General features: G+C 70.7%; 17 protein-coding genes and 2 pseudogenes. 9 read left to right on the forward strand and 10 right to left on the reverse strand.

The features are described from left to right. Positions 1-21: 21 nt before the first annotated feature. The 3 genes from OG332_RS46900 to OG332_RS46910 are packed head-to-tail and all read right to left on the reverse strand — an operon-like array spanning position 22 to position 1,093. On the reverse strand, positions 22-300 hold the full coding sequence (locus OG332_RS46900; RefSeq protein WP_327411477.1) for a hypothetical protein: 279 nt from the start codon (positions 298-300) through the stop codon (positions 22-24). 2 nt (positions 301-302) lie between these two features. Further along, complete coding sequence (locus tag OG332_RS46905; RefSeq protein WP_327411476.1) at positions 303-863, reverse strand: DUF6262 family protein; 561 nt, start codon at positions 861-863, stop codon at positions 303-305. Next, a complete protein-coding gene (locus OG332_RS46910; RefSeq protein ID WP_327411475.1) occupies positions 860-1,093 on the reverse strand; it encodes a hypothetical protein in 234 nt (77 codons plus the stop codon). Before OG332_RS46910 ends, OG332_RS46905 begins: the two co-directional genes overlap by 4 nt. 2,166 nt (positions 1,094-3,259) lie before the next feature. Here OG332_RS46910 and OG332_RS46915 point away from each other — a divergent pair. Beyond that, positions 3,260-3,484, forward strand: coding sequence for a hypothetical protein (locus OG332_RS46915; RefSeq protein ID WP_327411473.1), 225 nt, complete (start codon positions 3,260-3,262; stop codon positions 3,482-3,484). 52 nt (positions 3,485-3,536) lie between these two features. Here OG332_RS46915 and OG332_RS46920 read toward each other — a convergent pair whose 3' ends face one another. Continuing rightward, positions 3,537-4,715 (reverse strand): CapA family protein, encoded by a 1,179-nt coding sequence (locus OG332_RS46920; RefSeq protein ID WP_327411472.1) that lies wholly within the window; start codon positions 4,713-4,715, stop codon positions 3,537-3,539. A 101-nt stretch (positions 4,716-4,816) separates the two neighbouring features. On the opposite strand from OG332_RS46920, the gene OG332_RS46925 reads away from it, so the two are divergent. Continuing rightward, positions 4,817-5,395, forward strand: a complete 579-nt coding sequence (locus OG332_RS46925) for a hypothetical protein (RefSeq protein WP_327411471.1) — start codon at positions 4,817-4,819, stop codon at positions 5,393-5,395. Here OG332_RS46925 and OG332_RS46930 read toward each other — a convergent pair. Next, positions 5,352-6,068: an adenylate kinase gene (locus tag OG332_RS46930; RefSeq protein ID WP_327411470.1), complete on the reverse strand. Its 717-nt coding sequence runs from the start codon at positions 6,066-6,068 to the stop codon at positions 5,352-5,354. The two genes, OG332_RS46925 and OG332_RS46930, sit on opposite strands and share 44 nt — an antisense overlap. A gap of 203 nt (positions 6,069-6,271) precedes the next feature. Between OG332_RS46930 and OG332_RS46935 the strand changes: the two genes are divergently transcribed. Both OG332_RS46935 and OG332_RS46940 read left to right on the forward strand, forming a co-directional pair. Further along, positions 6,272-6,760, forward strand: coding sequence for a VOC family protein (locus OG332_RS46935; RefSeq protein WP_327411469.1), 489 nt, complete (start codon positions 6,272-6,274; stop codon positions 6,758-6,760). 126 nt (positions 6,761-6,886) lie between these two features. Continuing rightward, a complete protein-coding gene (locus tag OG332_RS46940; RefSeq protein WP_327411468.1) occupies positions 6,887-7,318 on the forward strand; it encodes a hypothetical protein in 432 nt (143 codons plus the stop codon). 196 nt (positions 7,319-7,514) lie between these two features. Here OG332_RS46940 and OG332_RS46945 read toward each other — a convergent pair whose 3' ends face one another. From OG332_RS46945 to OG332_RS46960, 4 genes are read right to left on the reverse strand one after another with little or no spacing between them, the layout of a single operon-like run. Then, the gene (locus OG332_RS46945; protein WP_327411467.1) at positions 7,515-8,525 is read right to left on the reverse strand and encodes a DUF5914 domain-containing protein; all 1,011 of its coding nucleotides are present in this window, start codon (positions 8,523-8,525) and stop codon (positions 7,515-7,517) included. Then, positions 8,522-9,532: a phytoene/squalene synthase family protein gene (locus OG332_RS46950; RefSeq protein ID WP_327411466.1), complete on the reverse strand. Its 1,011-nt coding sequence runs from the start codon at positions 9,530-9,532 to the stop codon at positions 8,522-8,524. The genes OG332_RS46945 and OG332_RS46950 overlap by 4 nt, the downstream gene beginning before the upstream one ends. Further along, positions 9,529-11,049, reverse strand: coding sequence for a phytoene desaturase (locus tag OG332_RS46955; RefSeq protein WP_327411465.1), 1,521 nt, complete (start codon positions 11,047-11,049; stop codon positions 9,529-9,531). Before OG332_RS46955 ends, OG332_RS46950 begins: the two co-directional genes overlap by 4 nt. After that, on the reverse strand, positions 11,046-12,374 hold the full coding sequence (locus OG332_RS46960) for a polyprenyl synthetase family protein (RefSeq protein WP_327411464.1): 1,329 nt from the start codon (positions 12,372-12,374) through the stop codon (positions 11,046-11,048). The genes OG332_RS46955 and OG332_RS46960 overlap by 4 nt, the downstream gene beginning before the upstream one ends. Before the next feature lie 235 nt (positions 12,375-12,609). Between OG332_RS46960 and OG332_RS46965 the strand changes: the two genes are divergently transcribed. The 3 genes from OG332_RS46965 to OG332_RS46975 are packed head-to-tail and all read left to right on the forward strand — an operon-like array spanning position 12,610 to position 16,109. Next, positions 12,610-13,791: a lycopene cyclase family protein gene (locus tag OG332_RS46965; RefSeq protein WP_327411463.1), complete on the forward strand. Its 1,182-nt coding sequence runs from the start codon at positions 12,610-12,612 to the stop codon at positions 13,789-13,791. Between the two features lie 36 nt (positions 13,792-13,827). Beyond that, complete coding sequence (locus OG332_RS46970; RefSeq protein ID WP_327411462.1) at positions 13,828-14,547, forward strand: class I SAM-dependent methyltransferase; 720 nt, start codon at positions 13,828-13,830, stop codon at positions 14,545-14,547. Further along, positions 14,544-16,109 (forward strand): FAD-dependent oxidoreductase, encoded by a 1,566-nt coding sequence (locus OG332_RS46975; protein ID WP_327411461.1) that lies wholly within the window; start codon positions 14,544-14,546, stop codon positions 16,107-16,109. The genes OG332_RS46970 and OG332_RS46975 overlap by 4 nt, the downstream gene beginning before the upstream one ends. A gap of 229 nt (positions 16,110-16,338) precedes the next feature. Here the strand turns inward: OG332_RS46975 and OG332_RS46980 are convergent. Beyond that, positions 16,339-16,763, reverse strand: a pseudogene (locus OG332_RS46980) (LysR family transcriptional regulator); the annotation flags it as partial. A 245-nt stretch (positions 16,764-17,008) separates the two neighbouring features. Between OG332_RS46980 and OG332_RS46985 the strand changes: the two are divergent. Together OG332_RS46985 and istA are read left to right on the forward strand one after the other, a co-directional pair. Then, positions 17,009-18,637, forward strand: a pseudogene (locus tag OG332_RS46985) (IS4 family transposase). Positions 18,638-19,693: 1,056 nt separating this feature from the next. Continuing rightward, positions 19,694-20,509 (forward strand): IS21 family transposase, encoded by an 816-nt coding sequence (gene istA, locus OG332_RS46990; protein ID WP_442816081.1) that lies wholly within the window; start codon positions 19,694-19,696, stop codon positions 20,507-20,509. Positions 20,510-20,528: the final 19 nt, after the last annotated feature.

Consider the following 20,528-nt stretch of genomic DNA (forward strand, 5'->3'; position numbering starts at 1 on the left):
CGCCACTCGGCTTCATCGGCCTCAGCCAGGTTGGGCTCTGACCTGCGCGAATGCACCCTGCGGGTGCCCATTGCGCGGGTCTTCAGCGGCGAGGGTGGCCTCGATCCTGTCTGCGTGAAAGCACAGGGCAGCGCTGTATGCCTCGCTGGTGGGATCGAGGCCGAAGTGGGCGGCCAGGGCCTCTTCCACGCTCTCGTCGCACTCGCCGAGGAACTGCTCGATCTCCCGCAGCAGCCGTGCGAGGGAAGCGGCCTGGTCGCGGTCGAGGCGGATCGGCGCGGCGGATGGTTGATCGGTCATGGCTAGTCCCGTTCGAGGAGTTGGGCTTCGAGGTTGGCGATGCGTTTCTCGGCGAAGCGGAGGTTGGAGCGGGCGCCTTCGAGCCGTTCCTGGAACTTGCGGTGCTCCTGTGTGAGTTGGTGGACGCGATGCTTGAGGGTGGTGTTCTCGGTGGTCAGCTGCTGGACGGAATCGCCGGGAACCATCTGGTCGAAGTCGCGGAGTTGTCCCATGAGTTCGCCGATCCGCTGCCGCTGTGCGAAGACCTCCTTCTGGGTGCGGGTCAGCGCGGCCTCGGCATTGAGGGCTCGCTCCCGCCAGGACGCCTCGATCCGGTCGTGCTGTTCCTGCCCGAGACGGTCATGCCGACTTCGGCTGTCGGCGACTGCGGCCTTCACGAGGGTGCGAGCGTCGGTGTTCTCGTAGAGGAACGTGGCGGACACCCCTGCTCGTCCGGCGATGGCCCGGACGGTCATGCGTCCGCGCTCGCGGCGGAGCTGGCCGATGGCCTTCTCGACCTGGACAAGCTTGTCCTGGGTCTGCTGCCGACGGGCTGCGACAGCGGCCGCTGTGGAGGCGGTCATGCGGCATCATCTCCGTCCCGCGCGTCGGCCAGATCTCGGACTCGGAAAGCGGTGCTCCAGACCTTCCCGAAGTAGTCCTGGGGTCGTCGCAAGTCGAGAGCGAGGGCATCGTCGAGTAGGCCGACGGCCGCGAGCGCCTTCTCCAGGCCGTCGATCGCGCGGGCGGTCGGCTCGAAGGCTTCATGCAGGTAGTCAGCTGTGGTGCTGTCGGGTGCGCGCTCGGCGAGCATCCGCCATTGCTCCCGTTTGCGGTGCCAGTAGACGAGGTCGGCGCCGGACGGCCGGCTGTGGCGGTACCGACGTGGCGTTCACGCCCGTCCCGTAGACGGAGGGCGGCAGGGGCCGAGGGCCGTCACCCCGCGTGGGGTGGCGGCCCCATCGCATGTCCGGGCGCGGCTTCGTCCGGGCGGTGGCAGCGCCCTGCCGCTGACCACGGGGCCCGGCGCGGGGCATGCTGCCGAGCTCAAATGTGTGCCACTGCAAGCGGGGTCGAGCCGTACGGCCCGAAGAGCCCTCACCCGGTTACCGGGTTGGGGGCCTTCCGGTTGGGGCGGGGCCGGTCGTGGCTGTGGGCGGATCTGGGGGTTGCCGGTCCGGTATGTGATCGGGGTCTCAGTGAAGGGGCTTGCGGGGCTTGGGGGTTGATGGTGTAGCACGTGCGCGAGTTTCACCCATCTCTGCTCTGAACTGCGGTTTTCTCGGATTTGCGTGGCTAACCCCTTCGCGTTCGAAAGTGCGGATCGCACCTCCGACCGGAAGTGTGATCCGCGTTCTCACGCAAGGAGAGATCTGTCATGAGCGCGTCAGAAATGGGTTGCGAGTCGATGGGCGAGGAGTCTGCGAGGGAGCCGGCGGGGCCCGCCCGAGCCGGCCCCGCGCCGCCGCGGGCCCGTCGGGCGCCGGTTGGCGGGTCGGGTGGTCGAGGAGCTCGCCGTCGCGGTGGCGCAGGCCGTGGTGTCCATGTGGGCGCCGGACTGGTCGGAGACGGTGCGGGTCTTGACCGTTGCCGTGCGGGCCGACTTGCGGCCGCGTCGGGGGCGGGGCGGGCGCCCGCGCGGTTAGCCGTTCCTGCGGGTTCCCGGGCCGTGTGGGCGGCCCGGGGCCCGGGGCGTCACCGGTGGTGGCGCCCCCGGGGGCTGGTAGCCGCCGAGGGCCGCGGTCCGCCTGTGCGGGTCCGGCGGACCGCCGCCTGCTACGGCGTCGGGCGCACCCTCGCCACCGGCGAGGCGTACCGCCGCCCCGCGCACCATAAGAAGGGGACGAAGCCGCGACGAACGGACTCAGCTGCCGTCGGCGCAGCCGTCTCTGGCAGGATCACCCCATGACGTTCTACAGAAAGGCCCATGCCGCGTAGGCGGCCTGGGCGCGTCCGCGCCGAGCAGCGGCCGCGGCACCTGCTTGCCAATCAACCCTCGATCGCTGGCCTGTCCGCGCCTGCTCTTGCCGAAGTTGCCAGGGTCGAGAGGAGCCGGAACTACCTGTGGCCTGGTGTCACGGCTGAGTCCGTGAGGATTTGGCGAGGGTTCGTTCGGGACCCGTACCGCAACCTCTGGAGTGAGTACGAGGATGGCGGCTGCGGTGTGTGGGAATGCTGCGGCAGCCCCTTCGAAGCACGGGAGTTCTTGGATGCCGTGATACACGGCATGTCCCGGCGCCGAGCTCGTGAGCTTCGATTCCTCGTAGACCAACTCGACAACTCGTACTGAGCGAGTTCAGGCAGGACGTTAAACGGCGAGTTACCCGCGTTCCCAGTAAGTACAGGAGCGTGGGACGTCCCTGGCCTCTGCGGTTGGGTCGGGACAGCGCGAAGGCATGCCACTCGGAACGGGAGCCCGCTCCCAGTGCGGTGACCTCGAACCAGAATTCTCCGATTCATCCAGGTAAAGAGTGAATGCGCCACATAACAACACGAGAGCCAACCATCCCGCACCTGCCCACAACCAGACCTTCCGTGACACCACTCCCCCTCGACCCCGATCAACCCGGGAACAGCCTGCCTGGCAGACGCACGCGGCGTTCACCCCCAGCCTCAGATACTTGATAGCCGAAGTCGGGGGCGGACGCGGCGTTGGCGGTGCAGGTCGGCCGGATCCGGATGGAGACGGTCCTGACCGCGCTCGGCACGAGGCGAGGCGGCCGCCCGCGGGTACGTGAATGGCCACCGCCAGTAGGGCGACATACGACCTCGCCGCCGACCGCGCCCCGCAGTAGCACGGCGACCGCCGGGCCGCTCTGTGTAGCGCGCTCGGCCACCCTCCGCGTACGTTTCCGGATCCGCTGTCCCGGCCGCCGGGCCATACCTCCACAGGTTCGGACGACAGGCCCCGTGGGCCCGGCAGGCAGCCCTACGCTGATGCAGCTGCCTGTCGGATGCGACAGCACAGGGGGAGGACCACGTGCCCGAGAACGATGCGAAGGCCGCGCTGACCGCGAAGCGGATCGCCGAGCTGGAGGCCGAGCCGCACAGGAGCTCGGCGACGCTCGCCAACCTCCAGGCTGTGCCGGATCGAGGCACTCAAGGCGCCGGCCGAGGAGCAGAAGCCCGCGAAGGACGGCCCGTAGTACCCGCGACGTGCTGGTCCGGTGGCACCCGAGAGGCCGTCGCTGCGCGTGATGCGTGATGCGTGATGCGGGATGCGGGATGCGGGTCTGAGGTCACTGAGGTCACTGAGGTCACACCTCATGTCTCCCCGAGGAGAGGGTGAGCGCTCCGTCGCCGCCGACGGCGAGCGCCGCGGAGAAGGGGGCGCCGCGCTGGGTGAGGGCGGCGTGCAGCCAGTGGGCGTCGCGGAGGCGGGCTCGATGCAGCGTCAGGCGGCGGGCCTGGAATGGGGTCAGGCGCAGCCCTCGCAGCGCCCCCGTGTCCTTGTCGAGGCAGGCCGTGTAGAGGAGTCGGAGGTCGTCGCGGTACTGCTCGTGACCGGTGATCCCTTCGTAGTCGTCGACCAGGTCTCCGCAGCCGTAGAGGATCAACCGGCCGCGATAGACCTCCAAAGGGCGGGGGTGGTGCGAGGAGTGGCCGTGGACCAGGTCGGCGCCGCCGTCGACGAGGTCGTGGGCGAAGCGGATGTGCTCGGGCGGGACCCGGTAGCCCCAGTTGGAACCCCAGTGGATCGACACGGCTACCAGGTCGCCGGTCCGGCGGGCGCCCCGTATACGGGCGACCAGGTCGGCCGCGGCGGCCGGCGAGGGTGCGGAGGCGAGGGCGATGCCACTGCGGTCCGGGGTGGCCGCCCAGTCGAGCGGGATGCCGCTCGAGGGGAGTCCGACCGAGAACACGAGGAGGCGCGGCCCGTGACGGGACGCGGACCCCCCGCGGGACGAAGGAGGCTGCAGTGCCACCCGTGCAGGCCGCCACGCCTCGGCGGCATCGCCGCCCGCACCGGCCGTGCGCAGCCCGGCGGCGCGGAGGCTGCCGAGGGTCTCGGCCAGCCCGTCGCGGCCGAAGTCGAGGACGTGGTTGTTGGCCAGGACGCACACGTCGGGCCGGGCGGCGGTCAGGCACGGCAGGTTCGCCGGGTTCATGCGGTAGTGGACGCTCTTCCCGGGGGCGAAGCTGTCCGCCTGGGTCACGCTGGTCTCCAGGTTCAGCACCCAGGCGTCCGGCCCGGTAGCCCGAAGTTCCTCCAGCAGGTCGCCCCACGGCCGGTCGTAGCCGGTGGGCCGTGGTACCGGTCCGTTCGCGGCCTCGGCCATCTCGACGTACGCACGTGCGTCCGTCACCCACGGCTCGGCGAGCTGCGGGTCGCCTGGGTGTGGCAGCACCTGGTCGATGCCCCGGCCGAGCATCACGTCGCCGGCGAGGCAGACGGTGACCTCGCGGTCCTTCGCAGGGCTGCCGCTCGCTCCCACTCCTCCACAGTAGGCCCGGCCCCCCTTCCAGCGGCTGTGCGCCGTTCGGACCCCCGTGACGCACTGGGCAGCCCCCGGCGCGTGGGACGCGAAGATCAAGCTTGATCGACCGGTTCCGGTCGGGAGGCCTGCGCCTGACGCTGGCATGGCCGGCCGGCCTGCGCGGCACCGACGCGTCACATCCGGCGGGCGGGGTGGTCGGCCACGGCGTCGCGTACGCGGGGCCGGGCGCGGCCTCCGCCCTGACGGTCGGCGGCATCGCGTACAGGCTGCTGACCCGCGAGCGCCGGGAGCTGATGCGCGAGTGGGCCGTCCCCCTGCACGAGGCGCTCGCCCAGCCGCTGGGGATCGCGGGGCAGACCGACCCGCGCCGCTACCTCCACATCCCGAAGAACTTCTCCGACGACGGCGCGGAGATACGCATCGACCTCCCCACCCGCCTGGGCTTCGCCCGCGACGTCGCCGCAGACCTCATCGCCCAAAAGCTCGCCCTGGAAGGCGTCACCTTCTCCTGGCACCCGGCCGGAGCCAAGCCGTACGTGCTTGTCAAGAAGACCCGCAAGCCCCCGGCCAAGGCCCTCTTCAAGGACCCCAAGGTGCGCGAGCTGGTGGCCAAGGCCAAGGAGGCCGCGCCCATCATCGGCAGCAGCCCCGCACCTTCCCAGTGGAGGGGTCAATAGCTCGACGCGCCGGAGGCATCGACCTGGCCTGGCCGATCGCGACCAGCGCGCGGTCCAGGACCTCCTGGACCTGGCCGAGGGCCGAGATCGTGGTCACCAGGCCCTGAGCCTGGTAGTGGTCGACGACCGGCGCCGTCTCGCTGCGATAAACCTCCAGTCGCTTACGAACGGTTGTCTCGCGGTCGTCATCGCGCTGGTACAGCTCACCGCCGCAGACGTCGCAGGCTCCCGCCACCTCAGGCGGGCTGTAGTCGACGTGGAAGACGTGTTCGCGGTCCTGACGGCACAACCGTCGTCCAGCAATCCGCCTGACCACCTGGGCCTCGGGAATCTCCAGGTCCAGCACGGCATCCAGCCTCGACTTCGAGCCGGCCAGGATGCCGTCCAGCGCCTCCGCCTGGGCAAGATTGCGGGGGAAGCCGTCCAGCAGGAATCCGCGCTCGGTGTCCGGACGGGCAAGGCGCTCTTTGAACACCCCGATTGTGACCTCGTCCGGCGCCAGAAGGCCAGCGCGCATGTGCGTCCGGGCGCTCTGCCCGAGCTCGGTGCCCTGGTCGATGTGCTCGCGGAAGAGGTCACCGGTGGAGATGTGCTGGATCGACAGATGCGCGGCAAGGCGCACCGCCTGCGTGCCCTTGCCAGCTCCGGGCGGCCCGATCAGGAGGACGCGCATCGATGAGGTGTCCCTTCGCCATGCGTGGCCATCATGTCGTCTCTGGGACACACGATCGCCGCGCACTGATGTCATTGCCCATCCGGTAAGCCACCCCCTGGCGGTGGGGATAACCACACCATGGGACATCGCCGCGTTGAGGTTGATGCTCCTCCGGTCTCGGTCCCTGATCGTTCGGACAGAGCCAGGTCCAGGCCGAAACGATGAGCACCGTTCCGGTGGCCGATCAGGGTTCAGAACAGGTACTTAGCTTGTTCTGCAACCTTGGGCTGGGCACCTGCCGTTTGGCCCGCTCGCGGGCCAGTGGCAAAGTGCGCCGGATGATCGGACACCTGTACACCGTTGTCATCGACTGCCCCGACCCGGATGAACTCGCCGGTTTCTACGAAAAGCTGCTGTCGCTCTCACGGCAGGCGGACACCGGCGACTTCGTCGTGCTCCAGAACGCGGCGGGCGCACCGGTGGTCCTCTTCCAGCGGGTAGACGACTTTCGCGCGCCTCGATGGACGGATTCCGCGCGTCCTCAGCAGATGCACATCGACGTGATGGTCACGGACCTCGATACGGCTGAGGCCCAGGTACTCGCCCTCGGTGCGACGCTGCTGGATGGTTCGGACAAGCCGATCGGTTACCGCGTCTACGAGGACCCCGTCGGCCACCCCTTCTGCCTGATCACTCCCGAGGGAGCCTGACCTCGCCATGAGGGGTCCGGCGTCGAAAATGACTCGCACTTAGCCGCTGACCTGGGCATTCTCCAGTCCGCCGCCGAAGCTGGCCAAGCGCACGGACGCTTCCACCCCTTCGCCTCCTTCATGCAGATGGCACGCCCCGACGCCGAGCCCGACCCGCCGACGACAGCGTCCGAGGACGACGGGAGCGCAGTCGCGCACTCGTCGACGGGGTTGTCGCCATGGGCGGTCGCGGGCGGCGGCCTCGACGCCGAGTTCCACATCGGCCTGGCCGTCCCCGGTGCCTCGTTCGCCTGGGACGCAAGCGGCAACCACGCCCACACCCGCCTTCAGGTCCGGGATCCCGCCACCGGATCCTGGGCGACCGTTGACTACGACGGCCGCACCGCGGCCGACTTCGCCGTCGCCCAGGCAGGGCCCCGGCGGCTGTGGGACGAGATCACCACCGCATTCAGCCGGTGGGAGGAGTTCGGCCGGCCGAGCGTCGACAGGTACGGCGTGACCGTGGCGGCGGGTCGAACCGTGGTGTGGGCGGGATCTCCTGCGAGCCCGGTTCGATGATCAGCCGGATTTCCTGCAGCAGCGGTGACGCCCTTCGAGGTCGGGAAGCTTCGCGACCCAGTCCCTCGCCTGCTCGGGGGTGAGCCGGTCCTTCCCATCCGGAAGACTCCTCGGCGGGAATGAAGGTGTTCCTGTGGGACCGCGCGGGCTCGTCGACTGCGAGCGGACCTGGGGTGAGCAGCTGCACCCGTCGGATTCACCCCGGGAACCGGCCTGTGGAGCGCAGGTGCCAGCGGCGCTCGGCATAGGCCAGGTCGTCCCGCCACAGCCGGGCCGCCGCAGTGCGCATCATCGGGCGGAGGAGCGGGGCGGCCCAGCGGGCGAACGCGAAGCCCGGCCTGTCAGAAGCGGCCACCACGGCCTCGGTCACCACCGTGCGCGGACGACCTCGTCCGTCTGGGCCGAGCGGGGTCGCGTGTGTCTCCACCACCGAGCCCACACCTTCCCCCTCGGTGATGTGCATGACGACGGTGCGTGGCTCAGGAGCACTGAAGACCGCCTGCACCGGTACGACCAGTCGCCCGGCGACTTTGAAGGAGACATCGACGGTAAAGCGGTCCCCGGTGTCGTGTCCGCCGGGCTGGCCGACGACCGTGAGGTCTACGAAGGAGTACGGGTGGAACCAGGCCCCGTGCCATGGATCCAGGCGATTGGCCACGACGTCCTCGGGTTCGCAAAGCCCTGTGCCCTCGTACACCGCGGTCACTCCGCGAGTGAGAGCCGGCCGGACCGGTACGACGGGGGCATCCAGGGGCTCCTCCCCTCCAGCCTCGTCGAGCCGCACCCACAACAGGATCCCGTCGTCGAAGGCCGGCAACGGCTCCCAGCCCGCGAACGAGGTGCCGTCGAGGGCGAGTCCGTGCCAATGGCACACCAGCGTTCCGCACCGGACCGGGCTCTCTGCCAAGGGCGCTCCGAGGTGGGGGCAGACACCGGGTCCGGCGTGGAGCCGGCCGTCGGTGTCGCGCCAGAGCACGACCTCATGGCCAGCTACGGTGCGGGCCACGGGGCGGTCGTCGCCCAGCGCGGAGGACGACCCCACGACGTACCAGTTCCCTGACGGCCGGGCCTGCGCCCGTTTCAGCGCTTCGGTGATCAGGCTGGGCCTGGCGTCGCGCCAGGTGGGCTGCTGCCGACCCCACGGGACGGGCCGGCGGCGCAGTGAAAGGGGCAGACGGCCACGCCGTGGCGACCATTCGGGATTCATACGACCTCCTCGGGGACCGGCCGGGTCGGGTCGGCGGGCGGCGCTGGGGGTGACGTGGTGGGCGCCGGGCGCAAGCAGTGGCGCAGCCTGATCGCCGCCACCTGAACCAGTGCACCGGCCGCGACCGTGGCACGTCTGCGGCGCGACACCACGGCCCGCTGGTGCAGCACGGCATAGCCGTCGCGCGCGATGGCGTCCAAGATGCTCCCGTACAAGGCGTACGCGGTGCGGATGCAGGGCCGGGACACCGGATCGAGCATCGCGAGACCAAGTTGCGCCTGTCGGTAGACGCCGCGGGTGAGCGCCTCGAACTCCCGCAGGGCGGCCAGCACGCGGCGGTCCTGGCGGCCCGTGCACCGGCACCAGTGCAGCAGCTCCCGCTCGACGCCGTGCCCGGCCAGCAGGTCTTCCGGCAGATACACGCGCCCACGGTCGAGGTCCTCGCCGACGTCCCGCAGGAAGTTGGTGAGCTGGAAAGCGACCCCGAGGGCTGCCGCGTGCGGCTCGGCCTCCTCCTGCGGCACCACCGTGCCCAGCACCGGCAGCATCTGCAGGCCGATCACGGCCGCCGAGCCGTGCATGTAGCCGCACAGGTCGGCATAGGTGGGGTACGCCGTCACCACCAGGTCGGACCGCATCGCGGTCATGAAGTCCTGGAAAAGGCGGTGATCAATGGCGTACCGGCGAGCGGTATCGGCCAGGGCCGCCACCACCGGTTCGCCGCCCTCCCCCTGGTGCAGCCCCTTGTCCAGCCGCCGCTGCAGTGCCGCCAGCCGGGCACGACGCAGACCGTCGTCCGTGCCGGGAACGTTCGAGTCGACGATGTCGTCGGCCCACCTGGCGAACCCGTACAGCGCGTGCACGGCGGGCCTGCGTTCAACGGGGAGGAGCCGGGTGGCCAGGAAGTACGTCTTCCCGTGCGCCGCATTCAGGTCGCGGCAGCGGCGGTACGCCGCCCGCAGCGCCGGGTCGGTGATGCCGGCCGCGTCGAGTTCGCGTCGCGTCATCGGGTTGCCCCTGTGGAGCGCGAGGAGGCGCGCCGGGTGCCGCCCGTGATCCGGGCCGCCGCCAGCTTCCCCGACACCAGCGCGGTGGGAACGCCCACGCCGGGGGTGGTGCCGCAGCCGGCCAGGACGGCGTTCGCCGTACCGCGGATCAGGTTGCGCGGCCGGAACGGCCCTGTCTGCAGGAAGGTGTGGGCGGCGGAGAAGGGGGTGCCCGCCGCATGCCCCTGGCCGGCCCAGTCGGCTGGGGTGACGAGGCATTCGTTCTCGATGGCGGCCTCGATGCCGCCGAGGCCGCGCCGTTCCAGCTCGCGCAGCAGGTTGTCCCGGTAGCGGGGGCCGAGCTCGCCCCAGGCAGCCCCTGCGGGGCCGATCTCGGTGTTGGGGCAGGGGGCGAGGATGTAGTGCAGATGCCGACCCGGTGGGGCGAGAGTGGGGTCGGTGGCCGTCGGCCGTGTGATGAGGAGGGACGGATCACTCATCAGCCTTCCCTGCCGGGTGAGCTCGTCGAACGTGCTCCGCCAGGCGGCACCGAACGAGATCGTGTGGTGGGCCAGTTGCGGCCAGGTGCGGTCCGTGCCCGCGTGCAGCACGACGGCGGAGGGGGAGTGCCGCAGCTTCACCGGCCTGCGCGGCCGGTGGCCGAGGAGCCGGTAGCTGCCGGGCAGGTCCGGGGTGAGGACGACCGCGTCGCAGGGGATGCGGTCCTTCGCGGTGACAACGGCGGTGATCCGTCCGCCGGAGCGCTCCAGGCCGGTCACCGGCTCACCGAACCGCAGCTCGGCGCCCGCGTCGGCGGCTGCGTCCGCCATGGCCTGCGGCAGAGCGTGCATGCCGCCGCGCGGGAAGTACACCCCGGCCACCGTGTCCATGTAGGCGATGACCGCGTAGGCGGCGAGTGCCCGGGCCGGCGGCACACCCGCGTACAGGGCTTGGAAGGAGAAGACCCGTTGCAGCCGCTCGTCCTTCAGGAATCCGGCGATGCGCCGGTCCAGGCGCCCGAAGCCGCCGAGCGCCGCCAGCCGGGCGAGGTCACCGGTCAGCAGGTCCAGCGGCGAGTCGAAGTTCGCGTCGATGAAGCGGCGCATCTGTACCCGGTAGAGCTGCTCCAGCCAGGCGCGCAGCCGCCGGTAGCCCGCCGCCTCACCGGCCCCGGCGAACCGCTCGACCGCTGCAGCCATCGCCTCGCCTTCGGTGTGCACGTCCAGGGTGCTGCCGTCGGCGAACGACGCCCGGTAGGCCGGGTGCAGCGGGATCAGCTCCACCCGCCGGTCCAGGCTGTCGCCGACCGCCGCGAAGGCTTCATCGGCGAGGTCGGGCATGGTCAACACGGTCGGGCCGGTGTCGATCCGGTATCCGCCCCGCAGGAGGCGCCCTGCCCGCCCGCCGGCCAGCGCGTCCCGTTCGACCACGGTGACCCGGCGCCCTGCGCCCAGCAGGTGCAGAGCCGCCGACAGGCCGGCCAGACCCGCCCCCACGATCACCACGTGGTCCGTGCGGCCGCTCACGGTACGGGTCATCGCCCGGCCCCTGGTGCGCCAGAACCGGCCGTGGTGGCAGCGGACGCGGAACGTGAGCGGGCGGGCGGGTCGTCCGCGGCTCGAGAAGTCACCTGCGCGATCAGTAGCCCACGCAGTCGGCCCGCGGCGTCCGCGTCAAGCAGGGCGCCGTCGAAGTGACGCATTCCCCGGGCCGCCAGGCGCTCGATCTTCGCCCCGACCGCCGCCCGGGCGCCCGTCCGAACCAGCACCTCCCGCACCTCGTCGAGGCCTTCGCGTGAAAGGTCCTCGTTCCCGAGGGCTCTTTCCAGCACCTCCAGGGCCGGCCGGTCGGCGGCGGCCTCGGCGCGCGCGACCGCCAGCGCGGCCAGATAGGTCGGCTTTCCTTCGCGGATGTCCCCTCCGCAGCCCTTGCCGGTGTGCCGCGGATCGCCGAAGACGTCCTCGAGGTCGTCGCGCAACTGGAAGGCCATGCCCACGCAGCGCCCCGCCGAGCACAGCGCCCGCATGGTCCGGCAGTCCGCGCCCGCCACCGCAGCACCCAGCGCCAAAGGCCGCTCGACCGAGTACAAGGCGCTCTTGAGGCGGGCGGCGCGCAGCGCCTGCGCCGTGGAGCGCGACCCGGTCAGCTGGCCCTGGAGGTCGAGGAACTGACCTGCCACCATCTCGGTACGCATATCGCTCCAGACCTCACGCACGGCGGTCGCCGTCCATGGGTCGAGGGCTGTCTCCGCCACAATGTCGTCCGCCCATACGAGGGCCAGGTCCCCGGCCAGGACCGCGACCGCCTCGCCGAAACGGGCGGCGCGGGCCGGCGATGCCGCACTGCTGTAGCTGTCCCGCACCTCGGTGTGGAGCGCCGGACGGCCGCGCCGAAGAGCCGAACCGTCCATCACGTCGTCGTGGACCAAGGCACAGGTCTGGAGCAGTTCGAGCGCCGCGCCGATGCGCAAGGCGGCCGAGGCCGTCGGCTCATCACCCCCGCCGCAGGCGCGCATCGACCACCAGACGAACTGCGAGCGGGTGCGCTTGCCACCCTCCCGGGTGAAGCGCGCGACGCGCTCGGCCAGTTCCCCGGCGAACTCAGCGTCCAGCACACCGGCCCGGGTGAGCCGGTCGGCGAGCACCTGCTCCAGCGCGTCCCCGATCGCGGATCGCACGTCCGCATCCACGGCCGCGGAGTCTACCGCCAACGTGGCGCCGTCCCGGGCATGCGCGCCGTCCACGGCGTCGACGGCCGCCCGGCCGGCCCGACGGCGCCGCTGAGCGGACCCCGAGAGGGCCACCAGGCGGGGGACGGGCGGCGGTGCGGCCGCGGACTTGTCCTTCGCCTGGGTGCGGCGCATCCCGGTTCCTCTCATCGTGGTCTTCGACCGGTCGTGGTGTCGATCGCTCGACGCATGCTTCTTTGGTCCCTTCCCGTGATACGGATGCGGTTCGGAGCGGATACCCGAATGCGCGGGAATGCCATCGTGCGGATGCACCTGACCAGGTGACCTCGGCACGAGACCACATCCGATTCCACGCCGCGGCGGGAAACCCCAGCGCGTGAACGCCGACCCGGGAATGGAGGTAGCAGCTGTGCCGAAGGCGGACGTGGCGCTCATCGGAGCAGGCGCCGCAGGCTTGTCCCTGGCCCACCGGCTGAACGAACACGGTGCCCCGGCCCCGTCCGTCATCCTCGTCGACGCCCCGCCCGGTCCGCTGCGTCCAGCCCCGCGCACCTGGTGCTTCTGGGAGTCCGGCCGCGGCCGCTTCGACGCCGCGGTGCGATCACAATGGCGCCACCTGCGGGTACGGCCACCCGCCGGCGCCCCGATCGACGTGAACATCGCACCGCTGCGGTACAAGATGATCCGCTCCCACGACTTCGAGTCGCTGGTCGCGCAGGACCTGGCGCACAGCCCCAACGTCCGGCGCCTGGAAGCGACCGTGGACGCCGTGGAGGAGACCCCGTCCGGCACCCGGGTGCTGATGACCCGGCCCGACGGCAGCCGCGACGCCCTCAGGGCCCGCTGGGTGTTCGACTCACGTCCTCTGGGAAGCCTCCCGGCCGCCCGCACCACCTTGCTGCAGCACTTCCGCGGCTGGTTCGTCCGGACCACCCGGCCCACCTTCGACCCCGGGACCGCGGAACTGATGGACTTCCGCACACCACAGCCCGCTGACGGTCTCTCCTTCGGCTACGTCCTGCCCACCGGCCCGCACGAAGCACTCGTCGAGTACACCGAGTTCTCCCCCCACGTACTGACGGACAGCGGCTACGAGGCGGCGCTACGGCACTATGCCGCAGACGTCCTGGCCCTCGGCGAACTGGAGATCCTCGCCACCGAGACCGGCCTGATCCCCATGACAGACGCCCCCATCCCGCAACGCATCGGTGCATCGGTGTTCCGGATCGGTGCCGCCGGCGGCGCGACCCGCCCGTCCACCGGATACACCTTCGCCGGACTTCAGCGCCAGACCCGGGCGGTCGCCGCCGCGCTGCGACAAGGCCGCGATCCGGTGCCCCCGGCCGCCCACTCCGTGCGGGCCCGCACCATGGACGCGGTCCTGCTGCGGGCCCTGGACAGCGGCCGGGTCGACGGCCCGGACCTGTTCTGCCGACTCTTCGCCCGTGTCCCGCCAGCCCGGCTCCTGCGCTTCCTCGATGGGCGCACGAACCTGCTCGAGGACCTGTCCGTCGGCCGTCACGCCCCGGTCGGCCCCATGCTGCGCACCGTCGTCGAGCTGCCCCGCCTGCCGCGCCGTCCCTTCCTCTGACCCTTGACCGGGCCACCACCAGCCTCTGGAGACCGCATGACCCTGCTGCGCGACGAGGACCTCGCCGCCGCGTTCGACCACGCCTCCCGCACCTACGACGCCCTGGTCGCCGCGAACCCCGGCTACCACGCGCATCTGCGGCGCTCGGTGCGCCGCCTCGGCCTTCCCGCACAGGGAGAGGGGATGCGGGTCCTGGACCTCGGCTGCGGCACCGGCGCCTCGACGGCAGCGATCCGGTCCGTCCTCCCGGCCGCACACATCACGGCCGTCGACGCATCCGCCGGCATGCTGGCGAAAGCCGCCGCCAAACCGTGGGCGGACGGCGTGCGCTTCATCCATGCACCGGCCGAGCACCTGAAGGACGCGGGCGTCCACGGACCGTTCGACGCCGTATTCGCCGCCTACCTCTTCCGCAACCTCACCGATCCCGACGCCGTCCTCAACACCGTGCGCAGCGTGCTGCGACCGGGCGGCCGGCTCGCCGCGCACGAATACAGCCTCAGCGGCCGGCGCACCGACCGTGCCGTGTGGACGCTGGTGTGCCGCGGCATCGTCCAGCCCGCCGCCACCCTGCTGGGGGACGGACCCCTCTACCGCCACCTGTGGCGCAGCGTCGTCCACTTCGACCCAACCGACCGGTTCGCCACCCGCATCCGCGAAGCCGGCTTCCACAAGGTCCGCGCCCTGCCCTTGCCGGGCTGGCAGACAGGCATCACCCACACCTTCGTCGCCGCCCGCCCGGAAGGCCCCCGATGACAGCACCCACGCACCAGCGGACCGCGGCGCGCCGAGGCAGAGACCGACGGGCACGCATCCTGCCCGCCCGTCCAGGAGCCCGCCACGCACAGGGCCGCCACACGGCAGCCGTGATCGGCGGCGGGATCGCAGGCCTCGCCGCCGCCACCGCGCTCGCCGAACGGGGCGTGAAGGTGACGCTGTACGAGCGCGAACCCTACCTCGGCGGCCGGGCGGGCGGATGGCCGACCCGCCTGCGCGACGGCAGCACCGTGACGATGAGCCGCGGCTTCCACGCCTTCTTCCGGCAGTACTACAACCTGCGGGGCCTGCTGCGCCGAACCGACCCCGCCCTGGCCAACCTCACCGGACTCCCCGATTACCCGCTGCTGCACGCGGACGGCCTCTGCGACAGCTTCCGGCACGTGCCGCGCACTCCGCCGTGGAGCGCACTGAGCTTCGTCGCCCTCAGCCCCACCTTCCGCCTGCGGGACCTGTGCGCCATGAATCCGGCCCCGGCCCTGCCGCTGCTCGACGTCCGCGTGCCTGAGGTGTACCACCAGCTCGACGACACCAGTGCCTACGACTTCCTGGAGGCCATCGGCTTTCCGCAACAGGCCCGACACCTGGCCTTCGAAGTCTTCTCCCGGAGCTTCTTCGCCGACCCGCGGCAGCTGTCCGCAGCCGAGATGGCGCTCATGTTCCACATCTACTTCCTGGGCTCCGCCGAAGGCCTGCTGTTCGACGTGCCCCGCTCGCCCTACCCGGCCGCGCTGTGGGCCCCCCTGGCCGAATATCTTGGGCGGCACGGCGCCGAGGTACACACCGGAAGCCCCGTCGAGCACATCGAAGCCGTCCCCGACGGCACGTTCGAGGCGACCGCGGACGGCGCAACGCGACCGTACGACGCCGTGGTCCTCGCCCTGGACGCCACGGGCCTGCGGTCCCTGGTCGCCCGTTCGGACCGGCTGGGCGACCGAGCCTGGCGGGAGCGCGTGGCGCACCTGCGCTCGGCTCCGCCCTTCCTCGTCACCCGACTCTGGCTCGATCGACCCGTCGCCCCCGACCGACCCGGCTTCCTGGGAACCAGCGGCTTCGGCGGCCTCGACAACATCAGCGTGCTGAACCGCTGGGAAGACGAGGCCGCCCACTGGGCGGCACGCACTGGAGGATCCGTCGTGGAACTCCACGCCTACGCCGTCGACCGGCGCGTTCCGCAGACCCTCCAAGAGCAGCAACTCCTCCAGCAGCTCCGCCGCGTGTACCCGGAAACCCGCGCCGCCAAGGTTGTCGACGCCCGCCACGAATGGCGTGAGGACTGCCCGCTGTTCCCCGTGGGCGGCTACACCGACCGCCCCACCGTCCGAACCACCGACCCCGGGCTCGTCGTCGCCGGCGACGTCGTGCGTACCGACCTCCCCGTCGCGCTGATGGAACGGGCAGCCACGACCGGCTTCCAGGCCGCGAACGCCCTGCTCGAACGCTGGGGCCTGCACGGGCAGACCCTGTGGACGGTGCCGGACCGCGGTCGCGTCCCGGTACTGCGGAAGGCGGCCGCCTGGGCGGGACACCGAGCTGTGTAATTCTTCCCGTCACGCCCGCAGATGCAGCCCTGGCGGCAGACGGGCTGCGCCGCCGCCGGACTGCACACGGGGCCACTGAGCCATCAGCACGGACCTCAGCAGTGGCATGGGGCGTGACCCAGCTGCCTCCGCTCTTGGCCCTCAGCGGAAGCGGTACCGCGGGCAGCGAAGCGTGGGCCTGGTGGGGGAGCGGCAGCACTGGCAGGAGGCGATCGCCCATCCGCTCGCACGCGGCGAGCGGGTGGGAGGCGGGCAGGGCGACCCAGCGGGCTCGGTGAACAGCACCTCCACGCGCAGGGCGTCCTGGCAGGGGAAGGGCAGCCGCAGGAGGGCGACGTCGACATCCGCGTCGGCGAGTCCGGCGGTCGGATCCGACCACGACGCCTGCCGCATCTCGGCCCGCCACCCCGGCCGACAGCGGCCGAACGCCGTGATGATGCCCGGGGTGGTCTCGTTGGCTGCGCTGGCGAGGTAGCCGATCCGCAGCACGCGGGCCGCCCGGCTGGCCGCGGTCTTCGTGTCGCGCAGGACCTGATCCCAGTCGGACAGGAGCACAGGGATCCGCGCCGCCAGGGTGCGGCCCGGGCCGGTGAGTGCCATGCCTGCGCGGGACCGGGTGAACAGCGTCAGCCCGAGCAGGGTTTCCAGTGATCTGTTTGGTCAACGCCGGCTTGAGCTTCCCCCGAGATGCGGGGATGGGTGACAGAGGGTCAGATGGGTCTCATGAGAGGAGCCCAGACGATGCCTGCGCCGAGGAAGTATCCCAAGACCACGGAGTTATGGCTTGTCGGCCGCTGTCAACAGGGGCGAGGTATTTGGGAGAAGTGCCGGTCAGGGCAACGGGACTCCTGGTAGAGCGAGGAAGCCGACCAAGGTCTTCCCGCCTGGAAGGAGCCCCGTTGCCCGTTCAGTGTTCCACCGTCACGCTCACGTCGTCCATCACCGTCGCCGACGGGGTCTTCGCTCCGGGGCATCTGGGCGAGCTGACCCGGCACCTGCCCTTTGAACTGGTCGATGACGTGCTGGAACGTACTGGCGGAACCCAGCGGAGGCTGAGGCTGCTGCCGTCGAGGGTGGGTGTCTACTTCGTGCTGGCACTGGTTCTCTTCCCGCAGCTGGGCCTACATGCGGGTGTGGGACAAACTCACCTGCGGCCTGCGCGGGCTCCTTCCACCGCGTCCGTCGGAGAAGGCGCTGCGAGAGGTGCGCCGGCGGCTGGGCGCCGCGCCGCTGCGGCTGCTCTTCGAGACACTGGCCGGTCCCGTGGCACAGCCGATCACACCAGGGGTGCGATACAGGTGCTGGCGCACAGTCGCCTTCGACGGCTGCAGCTCCACCAAGGCCCCTGACCGGCCGCGAGTCTGCGCCTGGCTGGGCAAACACAAGCATCGTTACGGCACGGACGGATATCCGATGCTGAAGATCATGGTGCTGTGCGAGACCGGAACCCGGGCCCTGCTCGGTGCGGTCTTCGGACCGACGCCCGAGAAGGAGACCGGCTACGCCGAGCAGCTGCTACCACTGCTGGACAACAGGATGCTGCTGCTCAACGACCGGGGCTTCGACTCCGACGACTTCCTCGCGAAGGCCGCGGCCACCGGCGCCCAGCTGCTGGTACGCCTCAAGGGAACCCGGACACCCGCACGCTGGGCACTACTGCCGGACGGGTCATTCCTGACCAGGATCAACGGGACCCGGCTGAGGATCATCGATGCGCACATCGCGGTGACGACCGCCAAAGGGCTGAGGCTGGAAGGCCACTACCGACTGGCCACCACGCTGACCGATCACCGTCGCTACCCCGCCGCAGAGCTGGTGGAGCTCTACCACGAGCGATGGGAGATCGAGTCCGCGTTCTACTCGCTTCGGCACACCCTGCAGCACGGCCTGGTGCTGCGATCCCAGGACGCGACCGGGATCCAACAAGAACTCTGGGCTCACCTGACCGTCTACCAGGCACTGCGCCGCGCGATGGCCGAGGCCGTCGAGACCCTCCCCGGCACCGACCCGGACCGCGCCTCCTTCACCGTCGCCCTGGAGACCGCAAAAGACCAGCTCATCGCCGCAGCCGACGTACTGCCCGACACCGGACCGGGACGAATCACACCGGCCCTGCTGCACGATCTGCTCCCACCCCGCCGGGCCCGCGTCAACCCACGCCGCGTCAAATGCCCGATCTCCCGCTACGCCGCCCCGCCCCACCAGGCACAAGTCCTGGGCGCATCCAGGATCACCAGCATCAGTGTCACCGTGAACCCCTCCGCTGGCCCAGGCCCCGACGGACGCCGCGACCGCACACTGCAACTCCTGCGAACCGATCCCCACCGCACCTGGCGCGCATGTGAAATCGCCCGCGGTATCGGACTGGAGGATCCCCAAGGACTACGCGCAGAACTGGGACGCTGGGTCCGCGAAGGAATCCTCCGCCGCACCGGCCGGGGCCTCTACACCCTCGACCCCGAGTGGACCACCCCAACCTCCACAAGCCCCTGTCCCCGCCCCTGTTGACAGCGCCGGACAAGCCATAACTCCGTGGTCTTGGAAATACCCTGACGAACTTCGCGAGCGCACGATCCGCGAGGTCCGCACCACCGGCCGCCCTATTGCGCACGTCGCGAAGGACTTGGGCATCCACCACAAGGCCGCGGCGGGCGTGACGATCGGCTCACTCTCGGCCGAACACGGCGAACGCAAGCAGAACGCCGAGTTGAAGCGGTCGAACGGGATCCTCAAAGCCGCCTCGGTGTTTTCGCCCCGGAGATCGACCGTCCCCGGACGAGGCCGAGCAGGTGATCGACCACCTGTTGTGGAGAAGTTCTCCGGGTCGACCCCGTATGCCGGGTTCTCGAACTGTCGCCGTCGACGTACTTCGCCCGCAAGAGCAGGCCGGAGTCGGCCCGCCGACTCCGCGACGAGCAGCTCCTGATCGAGAAGGTCCACACCGGTCGGGCGGCACGTATGGGGCCCCCAGGATCACCCGCGCGCTCACGCGCAAGGGCCTCGGCGTGGCCCGGTGCCGTCGAGCGTCTGACGGCCGAGCTCAACCTCTGATCGAGAAGGCAGCCGCGGCACGCGCCGCCGCGGCGGCGGCTTTACGGCCTGCTCGTACGGATCAGGAAGCGGGGCTGCGGCGTGTGCGGAGCCGGCGAACACCCGTCACGGTGTAGACGGCGGCCATGAGCGCGAAGCCGACGGCAGCGATCCAGAACCATGATTCGGCCACCGTGAGACTCAGCAGCAGCCCGCCCGTGAATGCGGGCTGCCGACGGTCTCCGGCAGTTCAAGACGCGCCCTGGATCGCAGCGCGAGGTCGGGGCGCGCAGCCGCCGACGACAGGACGAGGCCAGGGGCCTGCAGGGCGACCAGAGCGAGAGGACCCCGGCCGCCTCTCCGACTTGGCCGGGTTCAGCCACGTGGCGGGAGGGCGGGGCCGCCCTTCGCATGCCAGCTGTCGGCGTACGGGCTCTGATGCAGAGGTGCGTACGGGTTGATCTACAGAGGTGACTCGGCGTGTCGGGGTGGGGCCCGGCTCGATGAGAGGAGCCTGACGCTGATCTTGTGAAGCGTCGAGGAGGGCCTGTCGGATGTTGCTGGAACCGGGGCGGTGGCTGGAGCTGCGGCGTTTCCGGGCTCTGCATGAGGCGGGCGCGAGCATCTCGGAGATCGCTCGGGAGACCGGTCTGAACTGGCGTACGGTCAAGAAGTATCTGGAGAGCGACGGTCCTCCGGTTCCGCCGGCTCCGGCGCCGCGCTCGGATCTCGGCAACCAGGTGATCAAGCCGTGGGCGCATGTGATTGATGCGTGGCTACGGGCTGAGGTGCTGCTGAAGGCCGCGGTCATCCATGAGCGTCTGGTCGAGCAGTATGCCTTCCCGCACCACTACCAGCGCGTCAAGATGTACGTGCAGCAGGCCCGACCCCGCATCGCCGAGGAGTTGGGATATACCCCGCGCGAGCTGGCGAAGTTGCACCGCCGCTTCGAGGTGGTGCCCGGCGCCCAGGCCCAGGTCGACTGGGGCGACGAGGGCAACATCCTGGCCCATGTCGGCATCCCGAAGGTCTACTCCTTCCACATGACCTTGTCCTACTCCCGAGATCCGTTCTGCTGCTTCACCACCAGCCAGAATCTGGCATCGTTCTTCGAGTGCCACCGGCGGGCGTTCGCGCACTTCGGCGGGGCGCCCGGGGTGATCGTCTACGACCGGACCAAGACTGTCGTGCGCCGTCACGTCGCCCCGGGCGAGGCGGTCCCGTTGCATCCGGAGGCCGTGGCGTTCGCCGGGCACTACGACTTCGACATCGACGTCTTGGCCGCCTACCGGCCGACGGGGAAGGGCCGCGTTGAAGTCAACACCGTTGCGTTAGGGATCTTGAGTCGTTGGCAACCCCCGCATGAGTAGCAGGAACGGGACTCCTGGT

It is taken from the genome of Streptomyces sp. NBC_01233 (assembly GCF_035989305.1).
Lineage (GTDB): Bacteria > Actinomycetota > Actinomycetes > Streptomycetales > Streptomycetaceae > Streptomyces.

Excerpts from the sequence above, each read along its gene's own strand:
- OG332_RS46900 (WP_327411477.1), bottom strand. The coding sequence starts at position 300 with ATGACCGATCAACCATCCGCCGCGCCGATCCGCCTCGACCGCGACCAG.
- OG332_RS46905 (WP_327411476.1), bottom strand. The coding sequence starts at position 863 with ATGACCGCCTCCACAGCGGCCGCTGTCGCAGCCCGTCGGCAGCAGACC.
- OG332_RS46910 (WP_327411475.1), bottom strand. The coding sequence starts at position 1,093 with ATGCTCGCCGAGCGCGCACCCGACAGCACCACAGCTGACTACCTGCAT.
- OG332_RS46930 (WP_327411470.1), bottom strand. The coding sequence starts at position 6,068 with ATGCGCGTCCTCCTGATCGGGCCGCCCGGAGCTGGCAAGGGCACGCAG.
- OG332_RS46935 (WP_327411469.1), top strand. The coding sequence starts at position 6,272 with ATGAGCACCGTTCCGGTGGCCGATCAGGGTTCAGAACAGGTACTTAGC.
- OG332_RS46940 (WP_327411468.1), top strand. The coding sequence starts at position 6,887 with ATGGCACGCCCCGACGCCGAGCCCGACCCGCCGACGACAGCGTCCGAG.
- OG332_RS46945 (WP_327411467.1), bottom strand. The coding sequence starts at position 8,525 with ATGAATCCCGAATGGTCGCCACGGCGTGGCCGTCTGCCCCTTTCACTG.
- OG332_RS46950 (WP_327411466.1), bottom strand. The coding sequence starts at position 9,532 with ATGACGCGACGCGAACTCGACGCGGCCGGCATCACCGACCCGGCGCTG.
- OG332_RS46955 (WP_327411465.1), bottom strand. The coding sequence starts at position 11,049 with ATGACCCGTACCGTGAGCGGCCGCACGGACCACGTGGTGATCGTGGGG.
- OG332_RS46960 (WP_327411464.1), bottom strand. The coding sequence starts at position 12,374 with ATGCGCCGCACCCAGGCGAAGGACAAGTCCGCGGCCGCACCGCCGCCC.
- OG332_RS46970 (WP_327411462.1), top strand. The coding sequence starts at position 13,828 with ATGACCCTGCTGCGCGACGAGGACCTCGCCGCCGCGTTCGACCACGCC.
- OG332_RS46975 (WP_327411461.1), top strand. The coding sequence starts at position 14,544 with ATGACAGCACCCACGCACCAGCGGACCGCGGCGCGCCGAGGCAGAGAC.
- istA (WP_442816081.1), top strand. The coding sequence starts at position 19,694 with ATGTTGCTGGAACCGGGGCGGTGGCTGGAGCTGCGGCGTTTCCGGGCT.